This window comes from Larkinella punicea (assembly GCF_003334855.1).
Classification (GTDB): Bacteria; Bacteroidota; Bacteroidia; order Cytophagales; family Spirosomataceae; genus Larkinella; species Larkinella punicea.
Map to the genome: position 1 here is coordinate 117045 of NZ_QOWE01000017.1, position 12468 is coordinate 129512.

Sequence of the window (12468 nt, forward strand, 5' to 3'; positions counted from 1 at the left end):
GGTGATGTTATTCTAACGCTTGAGTAACCTTCAGTACATAATCCGTCTGAATGACATCGATTCCCAGTTGAGCCGCTTTTTTATACTGCTCCGCATTTTCAAAAAAGCCCAGCGCATCCGAAAATACCTGAATGCCGTTGCCGTGAATTTGCTGAACCAGCTCTTTGGTGAGCGACGACCAGCGCACATCAAACGCATACGGACGAAGCTTTTCAATTTTGGCGGATAACTCGTCGGCATTCTTTAACGAAGGCATCAGCTTGGCTTGCGGAGCAACCTGTTTCAACGTCAGCAGAAAATCATCGGAGCCGTAGAAAACCGCATCGGCCAGCACATCAAATTCGGCGAGTTCGGCCACCAGTTTCTCTGGCGCAACGGCCTTGCAATCGACGTACAGGTGTACTTTCGCAGCGTGTCCGGCGTTCCAGTCGCGGATCAATTGGCAGACTTCTTTCAGGGTCGGAATCCGTTCGTCTTTGAATTTTTCATCAAATCCTTTTCCGGCCGAAAGTTGCTTCACTTCCGCCAGCGTCAGGTTTTCAACCGGTCCCGAACCGGAGGTTGTCCGGTCGAGTTTGCCATCGTGGAGGATGATCAACTGACCGTCTCTGGTCGTCCGAACGTCAATTTCGATGTAACTGACGGGCATCGCCAAAACCGCCCGGAACGTCGCCATTGTGTTTTCCGGTGCCACGAGCGACGACCCCCGGTGGGCCGAAATGACGGGTTGGGCGTTGGTGATATTCTGGTAAATAACCCCAAAGACTACGAGTAGAAAGGCAAGCAGGCGCATCACTTCACAATTTTCAGTTCATCCTTCACCTTGCCCTCCTGGTCAAAACTCTGGTAAATCAGGGTCTTGCCATCCATTTTCAAGTGCTGATACAGCGGTCCGTTTTTGTGCCGGATCACGGCGTACTTTTCGTCCGGCCAAACTTTATGATCGCTCGGAATGCCGATAGAAATCGTGTAAATCGTACCCTGGGCGGGGGAGGAAACCGGTTTTTCGGCCAGCATCGGTTGGGTGCGCAGGTAATAATGCACGTGGCCGCTCATCACCATGTCGACGTGGTATTGATCGAACAGGCTGCACCATTCTTTGCGGATGCCGGCGTAATCTTCTTCAAAGTTATAGGGCGGGAAATGGAAAAAGGCAAACTTCCAGGTCGCTTTCGAATTCGCCAGTTGGTCTTTGATCCAGGCGGTTTGGGCCTCGATCGGCGAGGTGGCGTCGATCATCAGAAAGAGGGCATTCTGGTACGTAAACGCATAGGTCTGCTCCGCCGGAACGTCCGGCGATTTGGGGCCATTTTTCGGTAAGCTGAACATTTCCTGATACATCCACGCGCCCAAACCGTCCTGGCTGTCGTGGTTACCCGGAATCGGCATCAGTGGTTTTTGCTCGAAAATACCACCGGAATACTGCCACAATTCATCCCATTCGTCGCGGTGCAAACCGGTGCTGACGAGGTCTCCGGCGATGGAATAAAACGCAATTTCGGGGTGTTTTGCCAGCGTCTTTTGGGCCATTGCTCCCCAATCCGGCGATTTGTGCGTATCGCCAAACCAGATGAAAGAGAAGCCTTCGGCGGTGGCACTCTGGGTCTTGAATGTGGCCGGTTTCGACCATTTGTCGGACGTCGATCCCACCCGATAGCCATACGAACCGCCCGGCTTCAGTCCGGTAAGATTCGCCGTAAACCGGTTGGCATACCGGTCATTCTGCAGCAGGCGGTCTTCCATCCGAAATGCCGTCGCCGGGGCGGTCACTGTATCCGTTGTGCCAGTTTGCCAGTATTTTACCTGCCCGTCAGAAACCGGGACTGACGTCCGCCATTGCACATCCATCGTAGTCCTGGGATCGCCACTCAGGGTCAGCAACACCTGATCCGGTTGGTCAGTCGATGGGGATATGGTTTTCCGAAACGCTCCCACCAGATGGGCTTCCCTTGCCCGGCCACGGATGGTTTGAAAGAGCGTTTGGCCGCGCAAGGATTCAGGCACTTCGGTCAGTGTCAGGTCACTCCAGTCGTGGTAGGTAAAAGCTCCCACCCGAACGGTATCGAGCGTTTGATGGGTTGGGAATACATTGGAAATGGCGACTTTTTCGCCCGGTTTCTGCGCTCCCACGCTGATGAAATAAACCGGCCGGTGTTTGTCGAACCCGTTGATTCCCAGTTCTATTTTTCCGGCGGGAAAGGCTTTTTGCCAGACTTCGTAGGTGTATTCTTCGTTTTTAACAACCTGATCGGTTTTCTGAAAACCGCTGTCTTCCAGCCAGAACGGTAGCACCTTCTGCTCCTGATGGCGCATCAGCGAAACCGTTACCGGCACATCGACATCAAAAGTCAAATACCGGGTCGCCAGAGCGGTTTTCTCCGCTTCGGTCAGAAACTGAAGCACGTAGGCCTGGCTGATCGTGTCGAGTTGTTCGGGTTTGAGGGTTTTATACAGCCGGGTGACGGCCCCATCCATGACGTCTTTGACCGAGGCCGTAGATGGGTTGGAGGTGGTTCGGCAGGCTGAAAAGCTGAGTGAAAGAATGAAGAATAAAAAGGGTAGTCGTGGCTTCATTGGTTGATTTGGAAATGTGAAATAACCGCTGTTAGGGGACTGTAACCGCTGTCAGGGTCTTCGACCGCTGACAGGGTTACGGCGCCCTGTCAGCGGCCACGTGTTAGATTGTCAAAACGAACTGGGTTTCAAAAATACTTCGTCATTGTCCGACACAAACATGCGCGTGCTTTCGGTGTAGGTGCCGCCGTTGGGGTTGGCATATTTCAGGTCAACGTAAAAGGCGTGGTAACCCGATGCCGGATAGGCTTCCGAAACATCGACTTTGGCTTTGTTTTTAACACCCAGACTTTTGCTCGTCCACGTTTCATTCCGGAAATCGGTATCTGTTGAATTCGCCGACCAGACAATCACATCGACCAGCGCATCCGCCGTGGTTTTGATCGACACATCGACGCCTTTTTTGGTACTCGTGGCATTCCACTTGCAAACGGGATACGGTTTTTTCGCCATCGTGATCCCGAAAAAAGCACCCAGTCCTTCGAAGGCCGACTTGCCATCGCCCAGGCTGTGGCCGGCATTCGGTACGTAATGAATCAGGTTTTCACCCGGAATATCGTCGAAATAATTCTTGATATTATCGACCACCCAATATTCATCATTCGTACCCATAAAAATCATTTTCGGCATCGTTAAATTCTTGCGGTACGAGTATGGGTCGACCATCGTATTGATCGCATTTCCGCTTTCGGTTTTGGCCGTTTGCGGAATCCCGAGTTTGACATAATCTTCGATCTGAACGCTATAATCTTTCCACACTTTGACCTGATAATCCAGACTAACCGGCATGTTCAAAATATCGATCACCATTGGGGCAATGGCCACCACGCGTTTGTCATTTGCACCGGTCAGCCAGGTGGTCCAGCCGCGTTTGGAAGCCCCCGAAACCACAAACCGGGAGATGTCGTGTTTCAGTGTTTGCTTCGAAAATTCCTGAACCGCGTCCATTGCCCGCACCGCACTTTTCACCATCGGAAACAACAGGGGCCAGGAATAATCGCCGTCTTTTTTGAACTGATGAAGCGTGTATGAAATCAGGGCATCTTCCGTCAGATTGTCATACAGCGGCTGATTGGGGGTTTGTTTCAACAGGGTAACTATCGCTTTGTTTTTGGTGGCAATATCCACCAGACCCTTGATTACTTTATCTTCCTGGCCTTTGGCGTTCCAGTTGGGCTGTTCATTTTTGTTGGAACCGCCGGTGATAAACAGCAGCGAACCGTCGTAGTTATTTTCTTTCGGAACCAGAATGGTCATTTGATGCCGCCAGGTATGTTCGCGCCATTTCTGTGAGGTGAGCAGCAGGTTATAGGCTTTTACATCGCCCATTTCGTACGAATCTTTCAGTTCCCACTGATACGTTTTATCGCCATTGTTTAAATAACTTTGAAGGGCCGTAGCGGGGGTGATGGGGGCTTTTTTGGGAGAATCAAATGATAAAAAAGCCAGTGTTAAGAGCAGAAGAAATGGTGTTGTGAATCGTTTCATTCGTATAGTTGGTTTTTAGTTATTCGGGATTTCAGTTGCAGATGCTCCTAAATCCCCTAAAGGGGACTTGGACACAGCAGCACCCAGGTGATAAAAGTCTCCTTTAGGGGCAATATTATTACTCCGGTTTCGGACTTTCAGCCACGGTTTTCAACGCCTGTTCCATGTAAATCTCACCCGTCATTTCGCCCAGGCTGGTTCGGCTGATGTACTCATACCGTTTGAAACTATTAAAGTCAACTTTGGTCAGCATGTAGCCAAAGGCATCATTCGTTAAGCCAAACAGGAACGGAAATTTGGTGTTCATGTGGCGTTTCACATAATACCCAATATTCGGTAAGGCTTCCCCCGGAACCGTCAGGATTTGCGCCGGACCAATGTTCAGCAAATTCAGTTGAGTGGTCACTTTGTCTGAACCGGTGAGTTTATACCCCAACGGTGAGTTTTTGATGATGTATTTCATCATATCCGACTCGATCGGAAATTCGACCAGGCGGGTTGCACAATAGACCGATGGATTTTCGAGCGTGGGGGCCGTGCCGACGATCCGCAGGGCTTCGTCGCCCAGCAGTTCACCAATCCGGATGCATTCTTCCCAGGTGTTGGCTTCGGTTCCGCCCTCGCGCCGGACGTCCGCCGTGACCATACCGCCCTGCGCGCCGTTCATGAAAATCGCCATACCCCCGGTTTTCGACTCGATTTTGTCGTACAATGGGCCGCACAGATCCGGACTCAAAATGCCGCGTCCCGATCCGATCACCTCGGGGTGGATGGCGTAATTGACCAGCGTCACAATCGGTTTGCCTTTGTTCACTCCCGTAGCAGCAATGGCCTGAATCACCCCGCAGCGCGGATCGTACAAGTCGGCCGCGTAATAATTAAACGCAATTTTCCCTTTTGCCTCGCCCACTGCCACTTTCAGACTCGCCGGTTGCAGGTTTTTAACGGCTTCTTCAACGGCTTCGGCAATCTGGGCCACACATTTCTCCAGATAGGGCAAATCCGCCAACGCCTTGCCCGACTGATCCGGAAAACCGTAGGCATCCGGGCCGCTGTGGGTGTGGGTGGCCCCGATCAGTACGTTGCCGGGCGGCACACTTTTGATCAGCGCCCGGGATTTATTGCCCAAAACCGAAGGCCAACCGAGGTTATCGACGCTGACGATGGCAATCCGGGTGGTGCCTTTTTCGAGCACAAACGCCCGAACGAACAGATCTCCCTTTTTCTCCGTCGCTTTTTTAGGGGTACCAATCCCGCCGGAAATGGGCAACAGCGGATTCGGCGTAATCACCCGCAAAGCCGCCCCCGCCCGGAAAGACTGGGCCTGTACCAAACGGGTAACGAGTGATAAAACAAGTACAATTAGAAAGAGCTTTCTCATGAATCTGTTTACTAAGGGGAGTAAAGAAGGTAGACAAGAGAGGAAAGAGACCAGCCGTCTCTATTCTCTTGTCTATCTTCTTTACTCTCAAAAAACTACCACGGTTTTCCGGTGCCTTGCAGAACCCACGGTTTCGACCAGGGGCTGTTTTTGCCGTCGGCTTCCGAGTTGGGCGTCAATTCCAGGCGACCGAGGGCGGCATCGGAATTGGCTTTGTTCAGATTCCGCTCATCGAGCATGTAATAAAACCGGACGGGTAGCACTTTGCGTTTGGCGTTGGGGCCGGTTTTGAGTTCGGGGAAGCCGGTACGGCGGTAGTCAAACCAGGCTTCGGTGGCGGCTGTCCAACTGGCAATCCACTTTTGCTCGATGATCTGCTTCTGGGTTCCGTTGTAAGCCACGTCTTTCTGGGCAACGTAGGTCGGGTAGGCACTGGCCAGTCCCCAGGTTTCCATTGATGTTTTCACCCCGGCTTCGTAGCGGGCTTTGGCATCACCGGCGGCCCAGCCTTTCTGGGCGGCTTCGGCCAGGATGAAGTTCACCTCCGACGCCGACATCAGCCGGGCTTTCAGCAAAGGTCCTTTGGCGGCTTTGTAGATGTCGTTCAGCCAAGAAACGTGCGGGTTCTTCGCGGCCTGTTCGGCCGTCGGGCTCAGGTTATAAGCGGAGCCGCCGACAATGGACGTTGGCAGACCAACATACGAGGGATTGGTATTGACTTCTTTTCCCACCACCATGTCGGGGGAGAGGTAGCGTTTGCCATCGACAATTTTGTCGGTTTTCGGCGGAAGTGTAGCGTCCACCACCAGCGGAATCTGTACTTTATTGGCCCAGATCGCCAGCCGGGGGTCGTTGACCGCCAGCAGGGCTTTCACGAAGGTATCGCTCATTTTCAACCGGCGGTAGTTGCTTTCGCTGGCGTCGTAGGTCGCATTGGCCGGCCACGAATCGTCGTTGCTGTTGCCCGCAAAGGCCATGGCCGCATCGTCGGCCGAAGCCGTAATGATCGGATACTGTGTGGCGTTGGCGACGATTTTTTCGATTCCGGCTTTGGCCACATCCGGTTTTTTCGAAGAAATCCGCATGTAGTACCGCAGGGCGAGAGAGTTGGCGAGTTTCCGCCATTTGGTGGGGTCGCCTTTATAATACACATCGGCAGCGTCAGCGTTGCTCGTATACGCACTTTTGGCTTTGGATAACAGCGTGTTGGCTTTTTCCAGATCGGCCAGAATGCCGGTGTAAATGGCTTCCTGCGTATCGAAAACCGGGAACGTATTGGCCGCGCCCCCCACTTCTCCTTTCAACGCCTGGCTGTACGGTGCATCGCCCCACAGGTCGGTAATGAGCCCAAACAGCATGGATTTCATGACCAGTGCAATGCCCTGGTGAAGTTCGAAATTGAGCGCAACCGAGCGGTCGTATACGTACTGATTGTTCCGGAGAACGTCGTAATAGCTGCTCCAGCTCTGGCTGCCACCCCAGTCGTAATCGTTGTGGCCACCGCTCCAGCCGTCTTTCTGGGTGTGCTGCATCACCCCGGCAATATCCTGATAGCCCAGGTTTACGAAGGCTTTGCCCGCTTCGGTCAGGACGGTCGAGAGCACCAGATTCGGGTGCGCCGTCGTAGGCTCGACCCCGTTGGGATTGACATTCAGGTCCGTTAAGTCCTTGCAGGAAAATACCGACAGGGAAAACAGAATAACGAGACCGATAACTTTATGCGTGACGATTTTCATGGTTTTTGAAAAGATCGGGTTGCTTAAAATGTTAAACCAAGCCGGAAGCCAACCGGAATAACCCAGGGCGTGACATTATACCGTTCGATGCCCTGCTTGAACTGAATCCCGGAGCTTTGAACGCCGGATTCGAGCTGGAAAGCCATTTCGGGATCAATGCCGATTTTGGCGGCTGTCCACAGAATGATGTTCCGGCTGTAGACCGAAACGTTCGCATTTTGCAGCCCGATTCGTTTCACAAAACTCTGCGGCAGATCATACCCGAACGATACTTCACGGAGTTTGAGGAACGACGCATCAAACGTAACCGCCCGCGAGAACGCCCAGGAGGTTGAACCGGCAAACGGCAGCATCAGGGTGCCGGGGCCGCCCAGGTTTTCCTTGTAGCCGGTCGGTTGGCCATTTTCGTCGTAACCGGTTGCCACAACGCCCGGAATGAACACCCCGCCGTGGGGAAGGGTGTAGGGGCCATATTTGAACGGATAACCATTGTAGTCGGGCGTTGGTCCACCCACCAGCGGGAAGTTGTTGCCATTGATCAGAATCATTTTGTCCTGGTTGGCCACGAGGTAGTTGCGGAGCGCATCGCCGGTCAGTCCGTTGGGATTGATGAGTTTATCCAGAAACAACTGCGAGCGGCCGTCTTCCTCGCCGTAGCGGTAGGTTTGCGAGACAAAATCCCCGCCATTCCGCCAGTCGAACGTCATGTTCAGGCTGAAACCGCGGTAGCTGAGCGACGTTTGCATACCCAGAATAAAGCGGGGGTTAAAGTTTCCGATTTTGTTCTTGGTGTTGATGGCGTCGATAGACTGCCACTTGCCGGTCTGATCCAGAATGGGATAGCCGTAGTACGGCGAACTTTTGTCTTCCACCGTCACGACTTTGGCATCGTATAAATCGCCGATTTCATCACCCACATACGTCCAGGCACCACCTTTAGCGTCGGTCCAGAGCGTGAAATAGGGGAGGTCGTCCGACAGTTTTTTGATGGTCGTGCGGTTGCGGGTCAGGTTGGCGTTCACATCCAGTCGCCAGCCGTTCTTTTCAATGGGCGTACCGCCCAGCGTTAGCTCTATTCCTTTGCTGACCAGCAAACCGGCGTTGATGTTTTTCAGGGTATAACCCGATGACGGCGGCAGTTTGGTGCTCAAAATCTGGTTACGGTTTTCCGATACATAATACGTGGCACCGGCCCGCAGGCGGTTTCGGAACAGATTCACATCAAGGCCAAACTCCGTAGAGGTGGCAATTTCTGGTTTCAGGTCCGAAATGAGCAGGGTTCCCGGCACGTTCAGGCGCGGAATCCCGTCCCAGCTTCCGGCGTTGCCCAGTGTGCTGAGCAGCATATACGGATTGGCGTCGTTCCCCACCTGTGCAATCCCGCCCCGCAGTTTCAGCAAGCTGATGGTGTTGGAAACCGGCAGAATTTCATTCAGCAACACACTCAGCGACGCCGAGGGGTAGAAGTAGGAGCGGTTGGCGGCTGGCAAAGTGCTCGACCAGTCGTTGCGGGCGGTCAAATCCAGATACACCATGTCTTTGAAACTCAGGTTGGCCAGTCCGTACAGGCTATAGATGCCGCGTTCGAATTTCGTGCTGTTGTAGTCGAGGTTGGCCGGGGCAATGTTCTGAATGGTGAAAACACCCGGAACGATCAACCCGGTGCCGTTGCGGGTGGCGTTGGTGAGGTTCGAGCCTTTCTGGTGGCGGTAGTTCCCACCTGCCGAAACCGATAGGCCAAAGTTGCCAATGTCTTTTTTGTAGGTAGCCAGAAAGTCGGCGTTGCTTTCGAACGAGCCAATGTTGATCAGACCGTAGGCTCCGCGCGGATCGTTGGTGTAGCTGTTGGCGATCTTGGTTTCCCGTTGTTCCTGGTAGGTGTCGAGCGAATACCGGCCCATGAAGCTGATATCCTTCGTGATTTGCCAGTCGGCACGCAGGTTACCGAAAACGCGGTCGCGGGTGAAGCCGTTGTTGACTTCATTCGCCAGAAAATACGGGTTGTTATAAATTCCGTTATACTGCGTACGTTGCTGCAGACCTTCCTGACCCGGCATCCAGTAGTTTTTCAGTTCGAGCAGGTCGATGTGGGGCGAAGTGTTGTAAGCCGCCTGCAACGGATTGGAACCCCGGTTTCCGGCGGGGCGGTTGTTGGAGTTGTTACGGCTGATGTCGACGTTGGTGCTCATCCGCAGTTTCTCGCTGAGTTTGAGCGACGAACTGAAATTCAGCGTGTTTTTAAACAGATCGGAGTTGGGAATAATCCCCCGGTTTTGCATGTTCGAATACGAAATCCGGTACGTAATCTGGTCGGTGCTGTTGGCGATGGAAATGCCGTTGGTGGTGGTGATACCGGTCTGAACGAAGTTTCTGACGTTGTTTTTGTGCGATACCAGCGGCATCGGAATCGGTTTTCCGTTGGCATCCAGCGGGCTGTTCCACTGCACTTCTTCGTAACCTTTGTCCAGGGCCGCGCCGTAGGTGGCACCAATTTCCTCCTGAATCAGCTTGCCGAACGGATTGGTCAGCGGGTTTTTGCTGATGGAAACCGGAATGGCCGAATACTGCCCCGAGCCAAAACTGGTTTGCCATTTCAGAAATTTATATGGCTGGTCGAACACCGTGTTCGATGTAATCGTTACCGTCAGCTTTTTGACTTTGGAACCGTTTTTGGTCGTAATCAACACCACGCCGTTTCCCGCGCGTGTGCCATAGAGTGCGGCTGCGCTGGGTCCTTTCAGGATCGAAATGTTTTCGATGTCGTCGGGGTTCAGACCCGAAATGGCATTGCCGTAATCGACCCGGTTGTCGTTCCCGACCTGGCTGACGTTGTTGAGCGTGTTGGCAATCGGAACGCCGTCGACCACAAACAGCGGCTGGTTGTCGCTGCTGAGCGATTTGGCACCCCGAATCACCATGCTGACCGATGAGCCGGTTCCGCCGGTGGCGCTGATGTTGACGCCGGCCACTTTGCCGGCCATGCTGTTGAGCACATTTTCCTGAACGACGCGCGTGAGGTCTTTGCCGTCAATTTTTCCAACCGCGTAGCCCAGCGAGCGTTCTTCGCGTTTGATCCCGAGGGCCGTCACCACGGCTTCCTGCAACATTTCAGCATTTTCGGTCATCGTCACGTCGATGGTGCTGCGATTGCCAACGGTCACTTCTTCGGTTTTGTAACCGATAAAGGAATAAATCAAAACCGGATTGGTACCGCTGACCTCCAGCGAATACCGGCCATTGTTGTCACTGGTGGTTCCGAGCGTGGAGCCTTTGATGAGCACATTGACGCCGGGAATGGGGGAGTTGTCGGTTCCCAGTTTAATGATACCGGTTACTCGCCGGGATTGCTGCGCCCGGGCCGGCGCGAGAACCATTCCCAGCAACCATGTGGTGACAAACAAACACCGGAGCGTTTTCGAAAAAATAGAGGTTCGGTTCATAGTTTTTGCATAAGAGTTTACAGAAAAAGAGAAAAGAGGAGGTATTAAATTGAGTATACGGTTTATAAAAATAAAGTGCTGAAATATAAATAATTTACGTGAAAAAGGGTGGAATACGGTCCACCCTTTTCAATTTGTTCAAGGTAATTTAATTACCAGGGTTTACCGGTTCCCTGAATCACCCAGGGTTTGGCCCACTGGCTGTTTTTGCCCCGAATTTTGGTATGGGCATTTTCTTCCAGTTTGCTCAGTGCGCTCGTCACATTGGCGTTGTTATAGTTGGTTTCGTTATCGCCGTAAATGAAACGCACCGGCAACACATTTTCAGCCGCAGCCGGGCCGGGTTTAAAGGCGGGCAGGCCGGTTCGACGGTAATCGAACCAGGCTTCGGGAGCTGCCGTCCAACTGGAAATCCATTTTTGATCCATGAGTTGGGCCAGCGTGTTGTCGAATTTAACACCGGTGGTGGCGATGTAGGTGTTGTATTGCGTTCCAACGCCCCAGGTTTCGAGTGAATTTTTCACCCCGGCGTTGTAGTGGGTTTCGGCACTTCCGACCGCCCAGCCTTTCATGGCCGCTTCGGCCAGAATGAACGAAGTTTCGGAAGCCGACATCAGCCGGGCTTTCAGCAAACCGCCACTGCTTCCGCGATAGAGTTCGGCAAGTTGTGAAACGTGCTGATTCTGAACAACTTGTCCCGTTGTCGGGTTGTAGTTGTACGAGCTTGGGTCAATCAAGCCGGGCGGAACCCCCACGTATTCACGCGTGTCGATCGCTACGGAAAAGGTGTTGGGGTTGAAGTTCCGGGTAAACTTCGTACCGGCTTTCACCAGCGGCAGGAAGGCGGCATCGGTCAACGAAACCGTACCCGTCTGAATGACCCCGTTTCGGCGGATAAACGGATCGACCGGGGCGGTGAGGGTCGGATCAGCCACCCACTGCACGTAAACCGGCGCAATCCATACTTTCAGACGCGGATCGTTGAATTGCAGCAGTTTGTCGACCAGCGGTTTAGCGGGTTTCCGACGGCGGTATTCCGAGGGATCGGCTTCAAACGCAACGGCACCGGGCCAGGAGTTGGCGGCAGTGGCACCAATGTAGTCCATGACAGCATCTTCGCTGGGGCTTTTGATGTAAATGCCGGAGCTGTAAACGCTCTCGATCCCGGCTTTGGCAACGTCCGGCAATTTGGCCGAAATCCGCATGTAATACCGCAGCAGCAGCGAGTTGGCAAACTTGTGCCAGTTGGCCGCATTGCCCTTGTAGAACACATCGTAGTTGGTCAGATAGCCCGTTGTTTCGCCAGTGGCAAACAGGGCCGAAGCGGCTTTCAGATCCTCGATAATGCCCTTGTAAATTACCTCCTGGCTGTCATACGTCGGCAGGATGTAGTCGTTGGACAAGTTGCCCTTCAAGGCATTGGTGTAAGGCGCATCGCCCCAGAGGTCGGTGATCAGCCCGAAAATGTAGGCCTTCATGGTCAGAGCCACACCCTGGTGGAATTTGAAGCCCAGTTCCGACGCCCGCTGATACAGAAACTCGTTGTTACGCAACAGGTTATAATAATTGCTCCAGTCGTTGGGCGTCCAGTCGTAGTGGTTATGTCCGCCAAACCAGCCGTCTTTCTGGGTGTGCTGCACAACCCCGGCAATATCGCCGTAGCCAAGTCCCAGATAACTGGTTGCCAGGCCGGTGGTGACCGTGGGCATCAACATGTTTGGGTTGGCCGTAGCGGGGTCAACCACATTGGGGTTTTCATTCAGTTCGGTCAGTTGCTCTTCGCAGGAGGAGAACAGGAACATCGCCAGAATGAAAGCCGCTTTGGAAAAAAGGTGAAATCGTTTCATGG

The 12468-nt window shown here is 53.1% G+C and carries 7 protein-coding genes; all 7 read right to left on the reverse strand.

The annotated features are described in order from the left end of the window. Positions 1-7: 7 nt before the first annotated feature. Positions 8-793 carry a glycerophosphodiester phosphodiesterase gene (locus DUE52_RS20335; protein ID WP_114407882.1) on the reverse strand — a complete coding sequence of 262 codons (786 nt, stop codon included), beginning with the start codon at positions 791-793 and terminating at the stop codon, positions 8-10. Continuing rightward, entirely contained in the window at positions 793-2574 is a 1782-nt protein-coding gene (locus DUE52_RS20340) for a purple acid phosphatase family protein (protein ID WP_114407883.1), read from the reverse strand. The genes DUE52_RS20335 and DUE52_RS20340 overlap by 1 nt, the downstream gene beginning before the upstream one ends. A 111-nt stretch (positions 2575-2685) precedes the next feature. Next, positions 2686-4062 carry a PhoPQ-activated pathogenicity-related family protein gene (locus tag DUE52_RS20345; protein ID WP_114407884.1) on the reverse strand — a complete coding sequence of 459 codons (1377 nt, stop codon included), beginning with the start codon at positions 4060-4062 and terminating at the stop codon, positions 2686-2688. 118 nt (positions 4063-4180) lie between these two features. Further along, positions 4181-5443, reverse strand: coding sequence for a hypothetical protein (locus DUE52_RS20350; RefSeq protein WP_114407885.1), 1263 nt, complete (start codon positions 5441-5443; stop codon positions 4181-4183). Positions 5444-5538: 95 nt separating this feature from the next. After that, positions 5539-7179: a SusD/RagB family nutrient-binding outer membrane lipoprotein gene (locus tag DUE52_RS20355; protein ID WP_114407886.1), complete on the reverse strand. Its 1641-nt coding sequence runs from the start codon at positions 7177-7179 to the stop codon at positions 5539-5541. A gap of 23 nt (positions 7180-7202) precedes the next feature. Further along, the gene (locus DUE52_RS20360) at positions 7203-10619 is read right to left on the reverse strand and encodes a SusC/RagA family TonB-linked outer membrane protein (RefSeq protein WP_114407887.1); all 3417 of its coding nucleotides are present in this window, start codon (positions 10617-10619) and stop codon (positions 7203-7205) included. A gap of 152 nt (positions 10620-10771) precedes the next feature. Beyond that, on the reverse strand, positions 10772-12466 hold the full coding sequence (locus tag DUE52_RS20365; RefSeq protein ID WP_114407888.1) for a SusD/RagB family nutrient-binding outer membrane lipoprotein: 1695 nt from the start codon (positions 12464-12466) through the stop codon (positions 10772-10774). Positions 12467-12468: the final 2 nt, after the last annotated feature.